Below are 19,185 nucleotides of genomic sequence, written 5' to 3' on the forward strand. Positions count from 1 at the left end.
TGGCAGCGCTTCTCGCCAAGTCTCCTTAGGAGCGGGTGTAGTTGCTGATCTGCAGGTGGAATGTCGGGCTGTAAATAGCCGCTTTCTGGATTTGGGATTTCGTCTTCCGGACGAATGTCGAGGGGCTGAGCCTGCCTTGCGGGAAATGGCCACTCAAAGCCTCTCGCGTGGCAAGGTAGAGTTCCGGGCTGCTTGGCGAGTCAATGCTGGGGCAGCTAGCTCGGCTAAATCCAATCCACATGCACTAGGCGCTATTAATAAAGACCGTTTAGACGCTTTGTATACCCTACAAGAAAAAGCCCAAGACGCCTTTCCTAAAGCGCAAGAACTGAGTATTGCTGAAGTATTGCGTTGGCCCGGTGTTGTTTCTGAGCCGCGGGGCGAAGAAGATAGTTGGATTACTGCCGCAGTTGAAGCAGGGCGTGCAGCTCTTGCAGCTCTCATGGAAAGTCGCAGCGCTGAAGGTAAAGCCTTGGTTGGCGTTCTCACCAGTATTACCAGCAAGATGCGTGAGATTGTTAAGGTGATTGAACCTAAAGTTCCTGAATATGTAGCACAGTACCAAGAGAAGTTGACTGAGCGATTGGCGGAAGCCTTGGCTGCGCAAGAGCAGGCTAAGGCAGGGGCTGAACTTATGGAACGTATTCGTCAAGAGGTTGTCTTGTACGCAGTACGTATTGATGTCGCTGAAGAGTTCGCTCGTTTAAAAACCCACCTCCAGGCTGTAGATACAGCGCTCACAGGCAAGGGCCCAGTAGGCAAGCGTTTGGATTTTCTGATGCAAGAACTCAATCGTGAAGCCAATACCTTAAGTTCCAAATCTGTATCGGAAGAGTGCACCCAAGCAGCGCTAGAGCTCAAACTGTTTATTGAGCAAATGCGTGAACAAGTTCAAAATCTTGAGTAATTAATTCATTCATGACTAACGCTATTTTGACTCCATCCTATCAAGGCAGCATGTTGATGATCGTGGCACCATCGGGTGCCGGTAAATCATCTTTAGTGAATGCTTTGTTAAAAGATGACCAGGGATTAAAACTTTCTTTATCGACTACCACTCGTGCCCCAAGACCGGGAGAGGTAGACGGCAAAGACTATCGTTTTTTGACCAAAGAAGATTTTTTGCAAGAACGTGATCAAGGCCATTTTTTGGAGTGGGCAGAAGTACATGGTCATTTCTACGGCACATCCAAGCCGTGGATTGAGTCGCAAATGCAAGCAGGCAGCGATGTCATGTTAGAGATCGATTGGCAGGGCGCCCAACAGATTCGTAAATTAATTCCTTCAGTGCAGTGGATCTTCATATTCCCGCCATCTATTGAGGCTTTAGAGGAGCGCTTACGTAAACGGGGTCAAGATGATGAGGCCACCATTGAGCGGCGCTTGGCAGCTGCTCATATCGAGCTCACGCATGCCCATGAGGCGGATTACATCGTTGTGAACGATTCCTTTGATCAGGCTTTAGTGGATTTGAAGCATATTTTGGCTTCTAGCCGCCTGCGTTCTGGGCCCAGTATGGCCAGAAATCCAGCGCTTTTGAAGCGCCTTGGGGTCTAATCAGTTATCCTATAGGTATTGAAGCTAAATTAAGTGAGTTCAGCATGGCCCGTATTACTGTAGAAGATTGCCTTAAAACGATTCCAAACCGATTTGAATTGGTTTTGGCTGCCACTTATCGTGCGCGCCAATTGGTGCAAGGTCACTCCCCACGTGTTGAGTCCAGAGATAAAGCTACTGTAGTTGCATTGCGCGAAGTAGCTGCTGGTGTAACCGACCGTGACATGTTGACCAAAGTACCTCTGTAATTTAGGAGTTCCGGTGTGGAGCTCCCTCTTGGACAAGTCAAAACATCGGAAAAAGTAGGAAGCATCTTGCCTAAAGATGCTTCGCTTGACTCAGCTCAAGCGCAATTGTTGGATATCGAATCCAACACATCTCAAAGCGGTAAAAAATCTATCATTGCGAGTTTGTTAGCGCAATCGAGTCGTCATTTGTTTGGGCCTACCTCAGCACCCAATCTACCCCTCAAGCATCAGGTAGTTTCGATAGAGGGGTTGCTATCAAAGTTGACCTATCTCAAACCAGAAGAAATTGCGCAAATCAAAAAAGCTTTTCAGTTTTCGGATGCAGCGCATTTAGGTCAATACCGCCATAGCGGTGAACCGTACATCACCCATCCAGTTGCTGTTGCTGAGCTTTGCGCTACCTGGCGCTTAGATGCACCTTCCATCATGGCGGCATTAATGCACGATGTGATTGAAGATACCGGTTGCACAAAAGCAGATTTAGTTGAAAAGTTTGGCAACAAAGTGGCCGAGCTGGTTGAAGGTCTAACTAAACTCGATAAATTAGAGTTTCAGAGTCATGCTGAGGCGCAAGCGGAGAGCTTTCGCAAGATGTTCATGGCGATGGCACGCGATGTTCGCGTTATCTTAGTCAAGCTGGCTGATCGTACGCACAATATGCGCACTCTCGATGCAGTGCCGATGGAGAAGCGTCGTCGTGTAGCAGCGGAAACCATTGAAATCTATGCACCCATTGCTCACCGTCTCGGCCTGAACGTCATTTACCGCGATCTCCAGGATCTAAGCTTCCGTTACTCGATGCCAATGCGTTTTAGGGTGATTGAAGGGGCGGTCAAGCGGGCGCGTGGTAATCGCAAGGAAATGGTTGAGAAGATTTTGCAAGCTTCTCGTATGGCATTCGCTAAAGCCAATTTAGAAGTCGATCTTCGCGGTCGTGAAAAGACGCTCTTTAGCATCTATAACAAGATGCGCTCTAAGCATTTAAGCTTTTCGCAGGTATTGGATGTGTATGCATTTCGCGTTACCGTTCATTCGATCGACGAATGCTATCGCGCGCTAGGTATTTTGCATTCTTTATATAAGCCAATGCCTGGCAAGTTTAAAGATTACATTGCCATCCCTAAGTTGAACGGCTATCAATCCTTACACACTACCTTATTAGGCCCATCGGGCGTGCCGGTTGAGTTTCAGATTCGCACAACTGATATGCATGCCGTTGCTGAGGCAGGGGTGGCAGCGCATTGGGCCTATAAAGATGGTTCGCCCGATATGAGCGAAGTACAAAACCGAGCTCATCAATGGCTGCAGTCTTTGATTGATATTCAAGATAGTAGTGGCGATTCACAAGAATTTTTAGAACACGTCAAAATCGATTTGTTCCCAGATGCCGTGTATGTATTCACACCTACTGGACAGATTAGGGCTTTACCAAGGGGCGCTACCGCACTTGATTTTGCATACTCCATCCATAGCGATCTTGGTAATACTTGTGTAGCCGTCAAGATCAATGGTCTGCAATTGCCCTTGCGTAGCGAGCTTAAAAATAGTGACATTGTTGAGGTCATTACTTCCGCAAGCTCACAGCCTAATCCCGGTTGGCTCGCTTTTGTGCGAACTGGCAAAGCCCGCGCTTCTATACGCCATTCTTTAAAGACCAAGCATTATTCCGAATCTCTACAACTGGGTGAACGCCTATTAGCAAATGCATTGCGCCAGCAAGGTGTAGATGCTGCATTGCTGAGCCCCGAGATTTGGGAAAAGCTTACCCATTGGACGGGCGACAAAACCAGAGAAGAGGCTTGCGTCAATATTGCCTTGGGAAGACGATCACCCCAAGAGTTGGCCATACGCCTCAAAATTTTGATTGATGATGAAGGCGGATCAGAGCAGATGCGCTTGGGTGCCACTGATTGGGTTGCGCCAAATCAAGAAATCAATCACCATCAACGTCAAGCTATTTTGGTGGATGGCCGTGAAGGTAATTCAATTCATTTTCAAACCTGTTGCCATCCAATTCCAGGCGATAACATCATTGGTTATCTCGGTAAGGGTGAGGGATTACAGGTTCATACCAATGACTGTCCTATAGCCTTACGCATGCTCTCCAAAGATAGCGATAAGTGGGTAGAGGTGGAGTGGGGCAAAGAACTCAATCGCGAGTTTGAGCTTGATTTGGCCATTGATACACGCCAAGGTAAAGGTGTTTTGGCTAGAGTTGCCAGTAGTGTGACTGCAGCCGATTCCAACATCATGAATGTTTCGATGGAAGACCGCTTTAAAGAGGATTCTGTAACCATTCGCTTTACGATCCAAGTCTATGATCGCTTGCATCTCTCTAAAGTGATGCGTAGTTTGCGCGCTAATCCAGATGTGATGAGGGTGACGAGAACGCGCGCTGTTTAGTTTTGCAAATATTGAACGTCTAAGATTTCAATTTCAGCAGGACCGGTTGGCGTCTGAATGAAAACACAATCACCAATGCGCGCCTTAATGAGTGCTTTTGCAATCGGTGATACCCAGCTGACATGCCCTTTATCTAAGTCGACTTCATCCACCCCCACAATCGTGATAACAGTCTCTTTGCCGGATTGAGCACCCGCTAGCGCGGAGTAGGTGACAGTTGCCCCAAAGAAGACCTGGTCGGCGTCATTTTCCCCGGATTTTCGGGCGGAATTATCGACAACTACCGCAAATTCGAGGCGTTTATTGAGAAAGCGAATACGCCTGTCGATCTCTCTGAGACGCTTTTTTCCGTAGATATAGTCGCCATTTTCCGATCGGTCGCCATTGCTGGCGGCCCAGTGCACCACCTTGACAACCTCCGGTCTATCAAGGTTTAAGAGCTGTAGGAGCTCGGTTTTGATGCGCTCATGACCAGCAGGGGTGATGTAGTTCTTCTCTTCCATGGCATAATTATGGCTGTTGCGGCTGTAGCTCAGCTGGATAGAGTACTTGGCTACGAACCAAGGGGTCGTGGGTTCAATTCCTGCCAGCCGCACCAACTTATATGAGGGCCTAGTTGCAAAACTGGGCCCTTTTCATTTTTAAGCCTTTTACATCACTTAAACCTGTATCCCTTATAGTTGGGTTATGAGCAATTCTGACACCATTTCTGCCGTTTCTGAGGCCCCAGTTGCTGTTTGGTCGCAAATAGGCGCTACTTCTGCGAAGGTGTCACTTTCCGGAGTTATTAACGCTTACTCCTTGGGCGGAATCTGGACTCAAATTCGCGATTCTCAAGATGCTTGGTTAAAGCAAGGCGATAGCAAGGCGAAATCACTCAGCGTCGATTCTTCAGGCGTTGCTTCTTTGGATGGTGCTGGCATCGCATTTTTGATTGCAATAGAAGAAGCGCAGACTGTTGCTGGCGGCAAATATGAATTAACAGGATTGAACTCACGTTATCAACCTCTATTAAAAGAGTTTGATCCCATCAATAATTTATTTCCGACACCATTGGAAAAACCCAAAAGAAGTTTTGTGGTGAGCCTGGGGATGGCAGTTCAAAACATCATTGATGACACCGTAGGTTTAATTGAATTCATGGGTCATCTGTTTTCGGATTTAGTGTGGTCTGTCAGAAACCCAAAGCACGTGCGATGGGGTGACTTTATCAATGCTGCTGTTGAGGCAGGTATAGCGGCATTGCCAATCGTTGGATTAGTAGCTTTCTTGATTGGTGTGATCTTATCTTTCCAGGCTGCAATTGGTATGAAACAGTTTGGCGCAGTATCTTTTGTAGGCCCGCTGGCAGCGCTAGGCATTGTTCGCGAAATGGGCCCCTTAATTACCGCTATTTTGTTGGCTGGTCGTTCATCAGCAGCCTTTGCAGCTGAGATTGGCACGATGACGGTGAACAGCGAAGTAGATGCTTTAGTTTCAGGCGGCTTAAGCCCCATGCGTTTCTTGGTTGTGCCGCGTGTTCTTGCGGGCATACTAGTTGCGCCGATTTTGACTTTATTTGCCGACATCGTCAGTATTTTTTCTTCGATGTTGACGATGTTGATCTATGGCATTCCATTTATCAATTTTTACAATGGAATGTTGTCTGCTGTAGATGTTGAAGATATTCTTTCTGGATTATTAAAGGCAACTCTCTTTGGCGTGGTTATCTCGGCAATGGGTTGTTTGCGAGGCATGCAAACCGGTAATGGCGCAGCAGCGGTGGGCATCTCTGCTACCCGTGCAGTGGTCAGTAGTATCGTCATGATTGTCATTGTTGACGGTATTTTTGCCTTCATTTCCTATAAAACAGGTTTCTGATGGACGCGCCGACTACTCCTAATAATTCTCCTTACGCCATCGACGTACAGAACTTGACAGTCGGGTACGGCTCCAAGGTTTTGATGCAGAACCTTAACTTCACCGTCAATAATGGTGAAATTTTTGTCATTCTAGGGGGCTCGGGTTGCGGTAAATCGAGCCTTCTTAAAAACCTGTTTGGTTTATATCAGCCATTGGGAGGCGATGTCCTGATTGAAGGGCAAAACATCACCACGGCTACTGGAGCTGAACGTCAAAAGATCATGACCAGCTTTGGGGTGATGTATCAGCAGGGCGCTCTATTTGGATCAATGAATCTGCTGGATAACGTCACACTGTTTATGCAGGAATACACCCAGCTGACGCAGGCTCAAATGAATCTTCTAGCGCGCTGTAAGCTCGACTTGGTTGGCCTCTTGCCTTACGAGACTTATATGCCGAGCGAAATCAGTGGTGGCATGCAAAAGCGTGCTGCGATTGCAAGAGCAATGGCACTGGATCCTAAAATATTGTTTTTGGATGAACCTTCTGCAGGCCTTGATCCAATCACCTCAGCAGATCTTGACAGCACCATCCAGGATCTATCAAAAAACCTCGGCATTACCTTTGTAATCGTATCTCACGAGTTGGCAAGTATTTATGCCATTGCTGACAAAGTCATCATGTTGGATAAGGACGCAAAAGGCATCATTGCTGAGGGCGATCCAAAAGTATTAAGAGATACCAGTAAGGATCCTAGAGTGCATCAATTTTTCAATCGCATTATGAGTAAGGACGCAGCATGAGCAATAACTCAAATCCGAATTATTTCCGCTTAGGCATTTTTGTTCTTGCCGGAATAGGGGTGCTATTGGCAGTGATACTGATCTTTGGATCCGGACAGTTTTTTAAAAAATCTTTCTATATTGAAACCTATATTAAGCAGTCCGTTACTGGCTTGGATGCTGGTGCTGCAGTGCGCTTTAGGGGTGTAAAGGTAGGTCAGGTCACCATGATTGGTTTAACAGGGGATATTTATGAAAAAGATGTTCCCTTTGAAGAGCGTCGTCAGTATGTGATCGTTCGCATGCAAATTTATGGTGAGCAAGTGGATATGGACCACCTGAATATTTTCGTCAAAAATAATTTACGTGCGCGCGTTAAGTCGATGGGTATCACTGGTGTGAACTATGTAGAGTTTGATTTTGTTGGCGAAGCCAATCGGACAGAAGAGCTTCCGTATAGTTGGAAGCCTGAATACCCAGTCATTCCATCTTTGCCTAATCAGGCTGATGAAATCATTTCCGGTATTCAAAAGCTGATTGGCGCCCTCAATCATATGGATATCGATGGCACCCAGAAGAAGTTAGATTCCTTGTTGGGTAATCTGAATGTGTTAATGGCTGGTGATGGCAAAAGCAATAATGGCATGATTGAGTCCGTTAAGCAGCTAAACCTCATCATGGCTCGGATTGCTAAGGTAACTGACAAAGATGAGCTGGGCATTCTGATGCGTGAGCTTGTGGGTACGATGGTGACCTTGCGTCAAACAGTCTCTAGCATTCAAGGCGATACGAGTGTCACAATTGAGAACCTGAAGCAGGTTAGCGAAAATCTCAACGAATTTAGTCGAATTGCTAGCCAATCGCCGTCAAGCTTAATTTGGGGTGAGCCTCCCGCAAAAATTACACCACCGCTGAATGGCACAGGCGCTTCAGGAGCACAAAAATGATGAAACGAATTCTCTTTATTGCAGCAATTCTGGGATTAGTCTCATGCTCTTTGCCTACTAGGGCGCCAGTTGCGTCAACGAGTTGGATGGTGGCCCCTGAGCGAACCGGAGCAGCGCTACCAACCCGTTCAGATCTCTGGCTCAAGATTGGGCCAGTCACGGTAGCGCCGCCATTTGATGCAAAGTCTTTGGTCTACCGTCTCGGCGATCAACGGTATGAGAAGGACTTTTATAACATCTACACCGTGATCCCTTCGGAGATGATCTCTAATGCGGAGCGCAAATGGTTTAACCAAGCCAATATCTTTTCTGCGACGGTTGGTCAGGGCAATACCTTTTTCCCTTTCTATACCTTGCAGCTAACAGTGAATGAGTTTTATGGGGATTACCGCATTAAGCCTGAGGCAGTAGTTAGTGTGGAGTTTTTCCTATCTGCAGCTACCGCAGGAAAAACCAATCCCTTGATTGGTGCAAATCGATATACAAAACGCGTAGCACTTAAAGACAATACCCCTGAGGCACTTGTTTTGGGTCAGCAGCAAGCCTTAGCTGAAATCTTCCGTGAGTATGAAGTTCAGCTTTCCAAGTATGCGGCCAATTTACCAAAACCTTTGGGTCAGTAAGTTTATGAAAATCTCATCTTTTGTCCTCACTAAACTTTTCAGTGCAACTGTTCTTTTAGCTGCGAGTTCAGTTTCTATAGCGCAAGTGCAAAATTTCCCAGTTAAACCAATTCGCTTAGTAGTGCCGTTTGCGCCAGGTGGAAGCACCGATATCATTGCGCGTGCTGTAGGAGATGCTTTAGGGCGTCAATTAGGACAGCCGGTCATTGTTGAGAACAAGGCAGGCGGTGGTGGTTCTATTGGTGCATTAGAGGTGATGCGAGCACCTAAAGATGGCTACACCATTGGTATGGCAACGGTATCGACTACGGCCGCTAATCCAGCGATCAATCCCAAGATTGGCTACGATCCCATTACTGATTTCACGGCTATTAGTAATATTGCTGCGACACCCAACATCATCGCGGTGAATCCGTCATTTCCAGCCAAAGACTTTAAAACGTTTATGGAGGTCTTAAAGGCGAACCCAGGTAAATATTCATACTCTAGTTCTGGTACCGGTGGCATTGGGCATTTGCAAACTGAATTATTTAAAAGTTTGACGGGTGTATTTATTGTGCATATTCCTTATCGTGGTGCTGGTCCTGCATTGGCCGACACTGTTGGTGGCCAAGTGTCGATGATTTTTGATAACCTGCCTTCCTCTTTGCCATTTATCAAAGATGGCAAGCTAGTGCCGATTGTTATAGCCGCACCCAAGCGTTTAGCTCAGTTGCCCAATGTCCCCACCTTTGCTGAAGTGGGTTTAGCACCAGTGAATCGCATGGCCTACTATGGACTTTTGGGGCCGGCCGGTATTCCAAAAGAGATCGTGGATAAATATACGGCAGCACTCCAAAAAGTGGTTGTAGATCCAGCAGTGAAGAAGCGCATTGAAGATACCGGATCCATTATTAATGTGAATGGTCCCGATGCCTTTGCAAAAGAAATTAAAGCGGAGTACACCGTTTATAAAGAAGTGGTTGCAAAGCAAAAATTACAGATTGACTAAAAAATATAGAAATAAGTTTTTGGAGACAACATGGATTTAGGAATTCAGGGGAAGGTAGCCTTAGTGATGGCATCAAGTCGTGGCTTAGGTCAAGCCATGGCGGTATCGCTGGCACGTGAGGGCGTGAAAGTGGCTGTCACTGGACGCAACGCTGAAGGCTTACAGGAGTCTGTTAAGTTAATTGAGGCTGCTGGCGGTAAAGCATTGGCGCTTAACTGGGATTTGTCGGATTTATCAGTCATTGATTCCTTGATCACCAAAGTAGAAAAAGAATTAGGGCCAATTGACATCCTCATTAATAACACTGGTGGTCCGCCACCAACACCAGCGGCCGGTCAAGATCCAGCGCTATGGCAAAAGAGCTTTAACGATATGGTGCTTTCGTTAATCGCCATTACAGATCGAGTATTGCCTGGTATGCGCCAACGTAAATGGGGTCGTATTATTACCAGCACTACTTCAGGCGCGATTGCACCTATCAAAAATTTAGCGATCTCCAATACATTGCGTGCCGCTCTCCTAGCTTGGTCTAAGACCTTAGCAGCTGAAGTAGCTGCCGATGGTATTACTGTCAATATCATCATGCCGGGCAGGGTGGCGACGGATCGCCTGCGTCAGCTCGATGAAGCTCGAGCAAAACGGGAGAACAGAAGCTACGAGGATGTGGTGAAGCTCAGCTTGGGTCAGATTCCGATGGGACGTTATGGAGACCCTAAGGAATACGGCGATACCGCGGCATTTTTAGCTAGTCAAAACGCATCCTTTATTACAGGCACTGTCATGCGTGTTGATGGCGGTCAAATTCAGGCGGTTTGAGTCAATTGATACTTCGCTTCTTCAGTGATCTGAAGCGTGATTTGCGCTCAGCTGAATTAGCTTGGTTGTTTGTAGCATTAACACTATCCGTTACAGCACTTTCTAGTGTGAGTTTTCTGGCGGATCGCATGCAAAGAGCGTTTGCATTCGATGCTCGTCAACTCTTGGCATCAGACTTGCTGATAGTTTCTGATCAGCCTTTACCTAGCTTGTTTATAGAGGAAGCCCAAAGCAAGAATTTAAAGATTGCGCAAACAGTGGTGTTTCCCAGCATGGCTACTGTCGGTGCAAATAGTAAACTTGCATCCCTAAAAGCGGTTAGTCCTCAATACCCCTTACGCGGATCATTGCGTGTTCAGTCGGTAGCCACCAGCAACACACTCAGCTCTGGGCCCCAACAAGGTGTTGTTTGGGTTGATCCTGCCATGTTAGCTAGCTTGGCTGCAAAAGAAGGTGACTCCATCCGGCTTGGCGACAAAGCCTTTGTCATTGGCGGAGTCTTAGAGCGTGAGCTTGATCGAGGTGCGGGCTTTATGAATTTTGCTCCTCGAGTGATGATGTCACTGGCGGATTTAAGTTCAACCGGTTTGATTGGTCTTGGTAGTCGGGTGACTTATCGATTATTGCTTGCTGGATCAGACGAGCAAATTACTGCATATGGAGCATGGGCAACTCAATATATTGAGAAAGAAGCGCTAAAGGGTGTGCGTATTGAAACCCTAGAGAATGCTCAGCCCATGATGCGCAAAACACTGGAACGTGCCGATCGTTTTCTATCCTTGATCGCCTTGCTGACAGCGATGGTAGCTGCCGTTGCTATTGCCTTATCTGCGCATCGCTACACGCGTAAACAAGCGGATGCATGTGCGGTTCTCAAATGCTTAGGAGCCAAATCCAATGCCATCCTGATGCGTCAGGGCCAAACACTTTTAACTCTGGGTCTGATTGCGGCTATTTTGGGTTCGCTGCTGGGCTATTTCGGTCAATACGTCTTAACGTTGCTCTTGGGTAACTTGGTCATATCAGAATTGCCGCAGGTATCGCTATGGCCTGTCCTTTGGAGCATTCTGGTTGCCTGGTGTTTACTGTTTGGCTTTGCAGGTCCCGCTATATTTCGCCTGGTCAAGGTTTCGCCAATTCGTTTGATTCGAAAAGAATTTAATGGTGTTGATGTCTCTACATTTTGGACGGCGGCTTTTGGATTAGCAACAGCAGTTGTGTTAATTGTGATTGCAGCGCGCGATTGGAAATTGGCCTTATGGACTAGCCTGAGCTTTGCTGCTGCCATTGTGATCTTCAGTTTTGTCTCTTGGGGCTTTTTAAGGCTGATTTGCTCAATACCTACTAAACGCTTTGCTCTAAGCTTTGTCATTCTCTCCCAGGGTCGTAGAACGGGATTAGCAGTCGTCCAAATTACCGCTCTTGGAATAGCTTTGATGGCGCTTCTATTGGTTCTTTTATTGCGCGCAGATTTCTTGAGTGCGTGGCAGGGTAATATACCTGCCGACGCGCCGAATCGTTTCATGATTAATGTGCAAGAAGATCAAAAGAAAGGCCTTACACAATCTTTGCAAGACGCAGGTGTATTAGCTCCCCAGTTTTATCCAATGGTGAGAGGTCGCTTAACGGAGATCAATGGGAAAGACGTTACGCCAAACAGTTACACAGAAGAAAATGCAAGGCGTCTTGTAGATCGCGAGTTCAATTTGTCTTACACAGATCAAATGCCACCAGGCAATCAACTGTTGACTGGTAAATGGATAGAGGGTGATGCACCACAGATTTCAATGGAAACAGGCATAGCCAAGACCTTGAAATTGAAATTGGGCGACCAGCTCACGTTTGAGGTGGCAGGAGAAAAAATAACTGCCCCGATTACCTCATTGCGCAAATTGGATTGGGGCTCCATGCGGGTGAACTTCTTTGTCATCATGCCTGCCGCTCAGTTACAGGCATTACCCCAGTCATGGATTACTTCCTACTATCAAGCACCCAAACAAGAGTCTCTGGATTTTCAGTTGAGCCAAGCTTATCCCAACCTGACGATTGTGGACGTATCAGCTTCCTTGCAGCAAATTCAGGAAGTGCTGAATAAACTCTCTTCCGTCTTAGGATTGCTATTGGCATTCACTGTCATTGCTGCAATTTTGGTTTTAATGTCTGCCATTGCAGCCACCCAAGATGAGCGCTATAAAAATGCTGCCTTATTAAAAGCTTTAGGAGCTTCTCGAAATACCTTATCCAATATTGCCAATATTGAGTTGCTTATGATTGGTCTTTTATCAGGTGTGTTGGCTGGTCTTGCCGCTGGAATGGCTGCTTGGGCCTTGGGCCGTTATGTGATGGAGATCCAATTCAATGCATTTGGCGAGGCCCTATTGATGGGGATTGGCTTTGGCATCATCGCCTGCCTGGCTTCTGGATATCGCTTTCAGAAGAGGATTCAGAAGGCAACCGCTATTGAATGTTTACGTGAAGCCTAAGGCCAAGTTCTTAGGTCAAGGTTACTAGGTTCTTAGGAAGCTCAACTAAGCGGGTACCAGCCAATCGATCTGGCAGGCTTTGTCGATGTAATTTATTTTGACGGTCTAAATAAATACTCAATGGCCAAATAAATAGGGCTACCGCAAAGAGCATCTCGATAATTTGCCACTTCTCTAAATGAAATGCCCATTGCAATATCACGCAAGGAATTAACCATAGAGAGCCATAGATGTAACGCCAGAAGGCTTGTCGTTTGGTGAGGGTGTAACCACCGCGACCAATGATACGAACTCGCCAAGTTTGCATGGCTAGCGTTTGACCCGACTTGGTCCAGTACCAAACAAAATAAATGCCTAAGACTGCATAGAGGTAAAGAAAAGTCAGCCAGCTAGGCAATGAAATGCCAAAAAGAATACCTAACCCAAGGTTGGGCAATAAAAAAGTAAAAGCAATGACACCCAGTAAAACGAGCTGTTCATAGAGGCAGCATGAGACACGACGCCAAAATTGAGGGGCAGGTAATACGTTGAGTTCAGCAGGCGTCATAGACTGCTTAGTTATTTGATGAGTTGCTAGAAGAACTACCCGATGTGCTGCCTTCTACTGCAGACCCTGTGTTTTCTGGAGATGCAGGTGTGCTTGGAGTTAAGGCGGCAGGCGGAAGCGATGCTTTTGGAGAAATGGGATGTTGTTGCAGTGTGGGTGCATTGGCAGCCGTCGGTTTTTTCTTGGCTTCTGATTCTGCGAGTTTCTTTTTCTGATCATCAGTTAGTTTTTGATAGGCAGTCCAAGCCTCTGCTTTTTTCTCAGCAGGGAATTTAAGGCTAGCGAGATAGTTTTCACGCGCAAGACGACGCTCTTTTTGGGAGAGGTTTGACCAGCCAGTCATGCGAGACTGAAGACGCTCTTGGTCTTGTACGCTCATCTTGGGATAAATATTGGCAACCTGAATCCATTTCTTGCGGCTATCGGGCAACATGTAATCCCAATCGCTTTCTAGTGGCGCCAGAATTTTTTGCTGGGCTGGCTTGAGGCCTTCCCATGTGCCGTCAGGCTTTTTTTCAGCGAGGGCTGCAACTTTGCCGGGTGGGCTATTCGGTTGAGCTTGCGCAAGTACATGACTCGCTGGAGCGACCAGCAAGGCGACTATCAGCGCAAGGTTGCCAACCGTATTCGTTCTCATTGTTGATGACATCAAATGAGTCGGGATTATTTGCTTTGGATGGAGTCTGATGAGTTATCTGACTCAGTTAAAGGACCATTTTTAAGAAACGCCATAAAGCCGCTGTCAGCATAGGCATCTGGTGGAACGTCATCGGATAACAAAGCGGCATCAACTTCGGCGATGTCATTAATGCGGGAGTCATCCTGCCACTGGGCAATACCAATCAGACCAAACACTAAAACTACGAGGGGGGCCATCCAACCTACGGTATCCCAAACCCCATTGGATCCAGACGTCCAGTTCCGAGAGGCGCCAGCCAACACCTGTTTCTGAAGACGCACTTTTTCTGGTTTTTTGACTGATAGAGCCTTCATTCGCGCTGAATACAGGCGATCCTTAATGCTTTGGGGAATGTTCTGAGTGCTTTGACGAAGCAGGGCAGCGCTAGCCTGGCCAAATTGGTCGACTTCAGTCTGGGTAAATTGGTCATCAAAGTGTTTCACAGCGTAATTCCTTTTAATTTCAATGCTTTAGCTAATGTCTGGGTGGCCCTAGAACAGTGGGTTTTGACGCTACCTTCACTACAACGCATTGCCAGTGCCGTCTCAGTAATACTTAGCTCATCCCAATAACGCATCAGGAAGGCTTCTCGTTGACGTACAGGCAATTTAGATATTTCTGACTCCAGAGCCTGTAAAAGCTGACTTTTTTCAAGCTTTTGAGCCCCATCTTGGTGAATTTCACTGTCATCGGGAGCGGATAGGGACTCCAGGGGGTCAAAATCATCGCTTTCATCGGCTTTTTTGCCCATATTGGAAAAAAGGGTGACCCAGGTATTTCTTACCTTTTGCCTTCTAAACCAATCATGAATGCGATTTTGCAAAATTCTGGTGAAAACCAGGGGTAGCTCTGCAGCAGGTCTATCCCCATATTTTTCGGCCAACTTGATCATGGCATCTTGAACGATATCTAACGCAGCATCGTCGTCACGCACAGCGTAGACCGCCTGCTTAAAGGCGCGCTGCTCAACACTGCTCAGAAAGTCAGATAGTTCTTGGGCTGATGCCATGCAATGGATTAGACCTGAATCTGTAAGAATTCAGCCATTTTAGGGGATTGCTATAGAATATAGGGCTTACTACCTAGAATCTCATTCAAGAAGTGGTTTTTTCCGGTAGCAGCGCCGTTCGAACTCAGGCCATAAGCAGGAGACAGAACAGACCAATCAATTTTTTGCCGAAAATTGCAAAGGACGAAAGAAAATGAATACAAGCAGCGCCGAATTTTTAGCTAGCAAAGCTAACAAAGACTCAACAAATACAAACAATGATGCAGCGCCTCCAGAAATGATTGGCGCAGAGATGCTCGTTCATGCATTGCACAAAGAGGGTGTTGAATACGTATGGGGTTACCCAGGCGGTTCCGTTCTCTTCATTTATGACGAAATTTTTAAGCAAGACAAGTTTGAGCACATTCTTGTTCGCCATGAGCAAGCAGCGGTTCATGCGGCCGATGGCTATGCGCGCGCAACCGGTAAGGTTGGTGTAGCGCTGGTCACTTCAGGTCCCGGTGTAACCAATGCGGTGACTGGTATTGCTACTGCGTATACCGATTCAATCCCTATGGTGATCATCAGCGGTAACGTGCCTACATATGCAATTGGTGAAGATGCTTTCCAAGAAGCAGACACTGTAGGTATTACTCGTCCAGTTGTTAAGCACAACTTCTTAGTGAAAGACGTGAAGGATCTTCCTTTGGTCTTGAAGAAGGCTTTCCATATTGCGCAGACCGGCCGTCCAGGCCCAGTGTTGATTGATATCCCTAAGGATGTCTCAGCGGCTAAAGGCCCGTTCGTTTATCCAGAAACACTGGAGATGCGCTCTTACAACCCAGTTATCAAGGGCCATAGCGGCCAGATTCGCAAAGCAGTTGCTTTGTTGCAAGAGGCGGAGCGTCCATACATCTACACCGGTGGTGGCGTGATCCTGTCCGATGCTGCTGCTGAGTTAAAAGAGTTCGCTGATCTTTTGGGCTATCCAGTGACTAATACCTTGATGGGCTTGGGTGGATTCCCTGGCACCAGTCCACAGTTTGTGGGCATGCTCGGTATGCATGGAACATATGAAGCAAACATGGCAATGCAACACAGCGATGTATTGATTGCCATTGGTGCTCGCTTTGATGACCGCGTGATTGGAAATACATCACACTTTGCTAGCCATCCACGCAAAATCATTCATATTGATATCGATCCTTCCGTGATTTCTAAGCGCGTTAAGGTGGATGTTCCTATTGTTGGCAATCTCAAAGAAGTATTGGTTGAGATGACTGCGCAAATTAAGGCAGCAGGTCCACGCAAGAATGGTGACAAAGTTGCCGCCTGGTGGGATCAGATCAATGAGTGGCGTAAAAAAGATTGCTTGAAATACGATGAAGCTTCCCAGATTGTGAAGCCGCAATACGTTGTTCAGAAATTATGGGGGCTCACCGGTGGTGATGCATTCATTACATCTGACGTAGGTCAGCATCAAATGTGGGCTGCTCAGTTCTATAAGTTTGATAAACCACGCCGTTGGATTAACTCTGGTGGATTGGGAACTATGGGCGTGGGCTTGCCATACGCTATGGGCATCAAGAAAGCTTTCCCTGATAAGGATGTATTTGCTATTACTGGCGAAGGCTCTATTCAGATGTGTATCCAGGAGCTATCAACCTGTAAGCAATACAACACCCCGGTCAAGATCGTGTCACTGAACAACCGTTATCTCGGTATGGTTCGTCAATGGCAAGAACTGACTTATAACAAGCGTTATTCCAGCTCTTATATGGATTCATTACCTGACTTTGTGAAGTTGGCTGAGGCTTATGGGCACGTTGGTATGCGCATCGAAAAGAAATCCGATGTAGAGGGCGCGCTCAAAGAAGCCATTCGCTTAAAAGATCGCACTGTATTTATGGATTTCCAGACTGACCCAGAAGAAAACGTTTGGCCTATGGTTCAAGCAGGCAAGGGTATTACTGAAATGCTTTTGGGTAGTGAGGATCTCTAATGCGCCATATTATTTCTGTACTGATTGAAAACGAGCCGGGCGCATTGTCACGCGTAGTAGGTCTTTTTTCTGCGCGCGGGTACAACATTGATACTTTAAGTGTGGCGCCAACTGAAGATCCATCTTTGTCCCGTATGACTATCGTTACCTTTGGTTCCGACGATGTCATTGAGCAAATCACTAAACACTTAAACCGCTTGGTTGAGGTTGTTAAGGTATTTGATTTGAGTGAAGGTCCTCATATTGAGCGCGAGCTCATGATGATCAAGGTGCGCGCTGTAGGTAAAGAGCGTGAAGAGCTCAAACGCACTACCGATATCTTCCGTGGTCGCATTATTGATGTGACAGACAAGAGTTACACCATTGAGTTAACGGGTGATGGTGCCAAGTTGGATGCCTTTATTGATTCGATCGATCGCGCATCGATTTTGGAAACTGTCCGCTCTGGCGGTTCCGGAATTGGTCGTGGAGAACGCATCCTCAAGGTTTAATTTTTTTAACTAATTACTGCATTAATTACATTTTCAATACAAGGAAAGAGCATGAAAGTTTTTTACGATAAAGACGCTGATTTGTCCCTTATTAAGGGCAAGAAAGTCACCATCATTGGTTATGGTTCACAAGGTCACGCGCACGCATTGAACCTCAAAGATTCTGGCGTTAACGTTACCGTTGGTTTGCGTAAAGATGGCGCTTCCTGGAGCAAAGCCGCAAATGCTGGCTTGACAGTAAAAGAAGTTGGCGAAGCTGTTAAAGACGCAGACGTAGTCATGATGTTGTTGCCTGATGAGCAAATCGCTGATGTTTACAACAAAGAAGTTCACGGCAATATCAAACAGGGCGCAGCTCTTGCTTTTGCTCACGGCTTTAACGTTCACTACGGTCAAGTTCAGCCACGCGCTGATTTGGATGTCATCATGATCGCTCCAAAAGCGCCTGGTCACACTGTTCGTGGCACATACGCACAAGGTGGCGGCGTTCCTCATTTGATCGCCGTTTACCAAGATAAATCTGGTTCAGCGCGCGATGTTGCTTTGTCATATGCAACTGCTAACGGCGGTGGCCGTGCTGGCATCATCGAAACCAACTTCCGCGAAGAAACTGAGACTGACTTGTTCGGTGAGCAGGCTGTTCTTTGTGGTGGCGCGGTTGAGTTGATCAAGGCTGGTTTTGAAACTTTGGTTGAGGCTGGTTACGCTCCTGAGATGGCTTACTTCGAGTGCTTGCATGAGCTCAAGTTGATCGTTGACTTGATCTACGAAGGTGGTATCGCCAACATGAACTATTCAATCTCTAATAATGCTGAGTACGGTGAGTATGTCACTGGCCCACGCGTTGTTACAGAAGACACTAAGAATGCAATGCGTCAGTGCTTGAAAGATATTCAAACTGGTGAGTACGCAAAGAGCTTCATTTTGGAAAACAAAGCAGGTGCGCCTACTTTGATTTCACGTCGTCGTTTGAATGCAGAGCATGACATCGAAGTGGTTGGCGCTAAATTGCGCGCTATGATGCCTTGGATTGCGAAGAACAAATTGGTTGACCAAACTAAGAACTAAGCTAAAAAGCAAAGCAATTAACCAATAGCAGTAAATAAAAAGGCTCAGAACAAAGATGATGTATCCGCACCCCATTATTGCGAAAGAAGGTTGGCCGTATTTAGCGTTAGTGGGGGCAGTGACTTTACTTGTTCACTATCTCGGTGGCATAGCGTGGTCATGGCCTCTGTGGATTATCTTTATCTTTGTTCTGCAGTTCTTCCGCGACCCACAACGTATTCCTGCTATGGGCCGCGATCTTGTTTTGTCCCCGGCTGATGGTCGCATTGTGGTGGTTGAAAAAACCAATGATCCTTATGCTGGTCGTGAAGCGCTCAAAATTAGCGTATTCATGAACGTATTCAATGTCCACTCTAATCGCAGCGCGGTGAATGGCTTGGTGAAGGAAGTGCAATATTTCCCTGGCAAGTTCGTCAATGCTGATTTAGATAAGGCGTCTACAGAGAATGAGCGTAATGCCGTAGTAATCGATGCCAATGGTCAAATCGTGACTTTGGTTCAGGTTGCCGGCTTAATTGCCCGCCGTATTCTTTGCTATATCCATGTTGGTGACCGCCTTAAAGCCGGTGAGCGCTATGGCTTTATTCGCTTTGGTTCGCGTGTTGATGTGTATTTACCCCTAACAGCCGAACCTTTAGTGAGTGTTGGTGATAAAGTATTTGCAACAAATACCGCTTTGGCGCGTTTGCCTGGTTTAGATTGATTCGAAATATTATTC

20 protein-coding genes and 1 tRNA gene are annotated in these 19,185 nt (G+C 46.6%); 16 read left to right on the forward strand and 5 right to left on the reverse strand.

From position 1 onward, the window contains the following. The 4 genes from ICN23_RS09365 to ICN23_RS09380 all read left to right on the forward strand — a co-directional run. On the forward strand, window positions 1-907 hold a 907-nt coding region (locus ICN23_RS09365; protein WP_216231994.1), incomplete at its 5' end, for a YicC/YloC family endoribonuclease. A gap of 11 nt (window positions 908-918) precedes the next feature. Beyond that, window positions 919-1,557 (forward strand): guanylate kinase, encoded by a 639-nt coding sequence (gene gmk / locus ICN23_RS09370; RefSeq protein ID WP_216231995.1) that lies wholly within the window; start codon window positions 919-921, stop codon window positions 1,555-1,557. A 44-nt stretch (window positions 1,558-1,601) separates the two neighbouring features. Then, window positions 1,602-1,805, forward strand: coding sequence for a DNA-directed RNA polymerase subunit omega (gene rpoZ / locus ICN23_RS09375; RefSeq protein ID WP_011902918.1), 204 nt, complete (start codon window positions 1,602-1,604; stop codon window positions 1,803-1,805). A 15-nt stretch (window positions 1,806-1,820) separates the two neighbouring features. Continuing rightward, the gene (locus ICN23_RS09380) at window positions 1,821-4,208 is read left to right on the forward strand and encodes a RelA/SpoT family protein (protein ID WP_216231996.1); all 2,388 of its coding nucleotides are present in this window, start codon (window positions 1,821-1,823) and stop codon (window positions 4,206-4,208) included. Here ICN23_RS09380 and greB read toward each other — a convergent pair. Continuing rightward, window positions 4,205-4,711 carry a transcription elongation factor GreB gene (gene greB, locus ICN23_RS09385; RefSeq protein ID WP_216231997.1) on the reverse strand — a complete coding sequence of 169 codons (507 nt, stop codon included), beginning with the start codon at window positions 4,709-4,711 and terminating at the stop codon, window positions 4,205-4,207. The two genes, ICN23_RS09380 and greB, sit on opposite strands and share 4 nt — an antisense overlap. 18 nt (window positions 4,712-4,729) lie before the next feature. Between greB and ICN23_RS09390 the strand changes: the two genes are divergently transcribed. The 8 genes from ICN23_RS09390 (at window position 4,730) to ICN23_RS09425 (ending at window position 12,692) form a co-directional block, all read left to right on the forward strand. Next, a tRNA-Arg gene (locus ICN23_RS09390) sits at window positions 4,730-4,806 on the forward strand. Between the two features lie 89 nt (window positions 4,807-4,895). Further along, window positions 4,896-6,068 carry an ABC transporter permease gene (locus ICN23_RS09395; RefSeq protein ID WP_216231998.1) on the forward strand — a complete coding sequence of 391 codons (1,173 nt, stop codon included), beginning with the start codon at window positions 4,896-4,898 and terminating at the stop codon, window positions 6,066-6,068. Continuing rightward, window positions 6,068-6,853: an ABC transporter ATP-binding protein gene (locus tag ICN23_RS09400; RefSeq protein WP_216231999.1), complete on the forward strand. Its 786-nt coding sequence runs from the start codon at window positions 6,068-6,070 to the stop codon at window positions 6,851-6,853. Before ICN23_RS09395 ends, ICN23_RS09400 begins: the two co-directional genes overlap by 1 nt. Next, on the forward strand, window positions 6,850-7,779 hold the full coding sequence (locus ICN23_RS09405; protein ID WP_216232000.1) for an MlaD family protein: 930 nt from the start codon (window positions 6,850-6,852) through the stop codon (window positions 7,777-7,779). Before ICN23_RS09400 ends, ICN23_RS09405 begins: the two co-directional genes overlap by 4 nt. Continuing rightward, a complete protein-coding gene (locus tag ICN23_RS09410) occupies window positions 7,776-8,402 on the forward strand; it encodes a membrane integrity-associated transporter subunit PqiC (protein WP_216232001.1) in 627 nt (208 codons plus the stop codon). The genes ICN23_RS09405 and ICN23_RS09410 overlap by 4 nt, the downstream gene beginning before the upstream one ends. Window positions 8,403-8,406: 4 nt before the next feature. Continuing rightward, window positions 8,407-9,393, forward strand: a complete 987-nt coding sequence (locus tag ICN23_RS09415) for a tripartite tricarboxylate transporter substrate binding protein BugE (protein WP_216232002.1) — start codon at window positions 8,407-8,409, stop codon at window positions 9,391-9,393. 30 nt (window positions 9,394-9,423) lie between these two features. Beyond that, a complete protein-coding gene (locus tag ICN23_RS09420; protein WP_216232003.1) occupies window positions 9,424-10,209 on the forward strand; it encodes an SDR family oxidoreductase in 786 nt (261 codons plus the stop codon). After that, entirely contained in the window at window positions 10,206-12,692 is a 2,487-nt protein-coding gene (locus ICN23_RS09425) for an ABC transporter permease (protein WP_216232004.1), read from the forward strand. The genes ICN23_RS09420 and ICN23_RS09425 overlap by 4 nt, the downstream gene beginning before the upstream one ends. Before the next feature lie 10 nt (window positions 12,693-12,702). Here ICN23_RS09425 and ICN23_RS09430 read toward each other — a convergent pair whose 3' ends face one another. From ICN23_RS09430 to ICN23_RS09445, 4 genes are read right to left on the reverse strand one after another with little or no spacing between them, the layout of a single operon-like run. Then, complete coding sequence (locus ICN23_RS09430; RefSeq protein ID WP_216232005.1) at window positions 12,703-13,239, reverse strand: RDD family protein; 537 nt, start codon at window positions 13,237-13,239, stop codon at window positions 12,703-12,705. A 7-nt stretch (window positions 13,240-13,246) separates the two neighbouring features. Then, complete coding sequence (locus tag ICN23_RS09435; protein WP_216232006.1) at window positions 13,247-13,888, reverse strand: DUF3106 domain-containing protein; 642 nt, start codon at window positions 13,886-13,888, stop codon at window positions 13,247-13,249. Between the two features lie 14 nt (window positions 13,889-13,902). Further along, window positions 13,903-14,361: a DUF3619 family protein gene (locus tag ICN23_RS09440; protein ID WP_216232007.1), complete on the reverse strand. Its 459-nt coding sequence runs from the start codon at window positions 14,359-14,361 to the stop codon at window positions 13,903-13,905. After that, entirely contained in the window at window positions 14,358-14,927 is a 570-nt protein-coding gene (locus ICN23_RS09445; protein WP_216232008.1) for an RNA polymerase sigma factor, read from the reverse strand. Before ICN23_RS09445 ends, ICN23_RS09440 begins: the two co-directional genes overlap by 4 nt. 193 nt (window positions 14,928-15,120) lie before the next feature. On the opposite strand from ICN23_RS09445, the gene ICN23_RS09450 reads away from it, so the two are divergent. From ICN23_RS09450 to ICN23_RS09465, 4 genes are read left to right on the forward strand one after another with little or no spacing between them, the layout of a single operon-like run. Next, the gene (locus ICN23_RS09450; RefSeq protein WP_216232009.1) at window positions 15,121-16,908 is read left to right on the forward strand and encodes an acetolactate synthase 3 catalytic subunit; all 1,788 of its coding nucleotides are present in this window, start codon (window positions 15,121-15,123) and stop codon (window positions 16,906-16,908) included. Beyond that, the gene (gene ilvN / locus ICN23_RS09455) at window positions 16,908-17,399 is read left to right on the forward strand and encodes an acetolactate synthase small subunit (RefSeq protein WP_011902903.1); all 492 of its coding nucleotides are present in this window, start codon (window positions 16,908-16,910) and stop codon (window positions 17,397-17,399) included. Before ICN23_RS09450 ends, ilvN begins: the two co-directional genes overlap by 1 nt. Window positions 17,400-17,450: 51 nt before the next feature. Further along, window positions 17,451-18,467, forward strand: coding sequence for a ketol-acid reductoisomerase (gene ilvC / locus ICN23_RS09460; RefSeq protein WP_068323077.1), 1,017 nt, complete (start codon window positions 17,451-17,453; stop codon window positions 18,465-18,467). 55 nt (window positions 18,468-18,522) lie between these two features. Next, a complete protein-coding gene (locus ICN23_RS09465; protein WP_216214978.1) occupies window positions 18,523-19,170 on the forward strand; it encodes a phosphatidylserine decarboxylase in 648 nt (215 codons plus the stop codon). Window positions 19,171-19,185 lie beyond the last annotated feature (15 nt).

The organism is Polynucleobacter sp. MWH-Jannik1A5, assembly GCF_018881795.1.
GTDB lineage: Bacteria > Pseudomonadota > Gammaproteobacteria > Burkholderiales > Burkholderiaceae > Polynucleobacter.

Excerpts from the sequence above, each read along its gene's own strand:
- ilvN (WP_011902903.1), top strand. The coding sequence starts at position 16,908 with ATGCGCCATATTATTTCTGTACTGATTGAAAACGAGCCGGGCGCATTG.
- ICN23_RS09415 (WP_216232002.1), top strand. The coding sequence starts at position 8,407 with ATGAAAATCTCATCTTTTGTCCTCACTAAACTTTTCAGTGCAACTGTT.
- gmk (WP_216231995.1), top strand. The coding sequence starts at position 919 with ATGACTAACGCTATTTTGACTCCATCCTATCAAGGCAGCATGTTGATG.
- ICN23_RS09395 (WP_216231998.1), top strand. The coding sequence starts at position 4,896 with ATGAGCAATTCTGACACCATTTCTGCCGTTTCTGAGGCCCCAGTTGCT.
- ICN23_RS09430 (WP_216232005.1), bottom strand. The coding sequence starts at position 13,239 with ATGACGCCTGCTGAACTCAACGTATTACCTGCCCCTCAATTTTGGCGT.
- ICN23_RS09400 (WP_216231999.1), top strand. The coding sequence starts at position 6,068 with ATGGACGCGCCGACTACTCCTAATAATTCTCCTTACGCCATCGACGTA.
- ICN23_RS09450 (WP_216232009.1), top strand. The coding sequence starts at position 15,121 with ATGAATACAAGCAGCGCCGAATTTTTAGCTAGCAAAGCTAACAAAGAC.
- ICN23_RS09405 (WP_216232000.1), top strand. The coding sequence starts at position 6,850 with ATGAGCAATAACTCAAATCCGAATTATTTCCGCTTAGGCATTTTTGTT.
- rpoZ (WP_011902918.1), top strand. The coding sequence starts at position 1,602 with ATGGCCCGTATTACTGTAGAAGATTGCCTTAAAACGATTCCAAACCGA.
- ICN23_RS09445 (WP_216232008.1), bottom strand. The coding sequence starts at position 14,927 with ATGGCATCAGCCCAAGAACTATCTGACTTTCTGAGCAGTGTTGAGCAG.
- ICN23_RS09420 (WP_216232003.1), top strand. The coding sequence starts at position 9,424 with ATGGATTTAGGAATTCAGGGGAAGGTAGCCTTAGTGATGGCATCAAGT.
- ilvC (WP_068323077.1), top strand. The coding sequence starts at position 17,451 with ATGAAAGTTTTTTACGATAAAGACGCTGATTTGTCCCTTATTAAGGGC.
- ICN23_RS09465 (WP_216214978.1), top strand. The coding sequence starts at position 18,523 with ATGATGTATCCGCACCCCATTATTGCGAAAGAAGGTTGGCCGTATTTA.
- greB (WP_216231997.1), bottom strand. The coding sequence starts at position 4,711 with ATGGAAGAGAAGAACTACATCACCCCTGCTGGTCATGAGCGCATCAAA.
- ICN23_RS09435 (WP_216232006.1), bottom strand. The coding sequence starts at position 13,888 with ATGTCATCAACAATGAGAACGAATACGGTTGGCAACCTTGCGCTGATA.
- ICN23_RS09410 (WP_216232001.1), top strand. The coding sequence starts at position 7,776 with ATGATGAAACGAATTCTCTTTATTGCAGCAATTCTGGGATTAGTCTCA.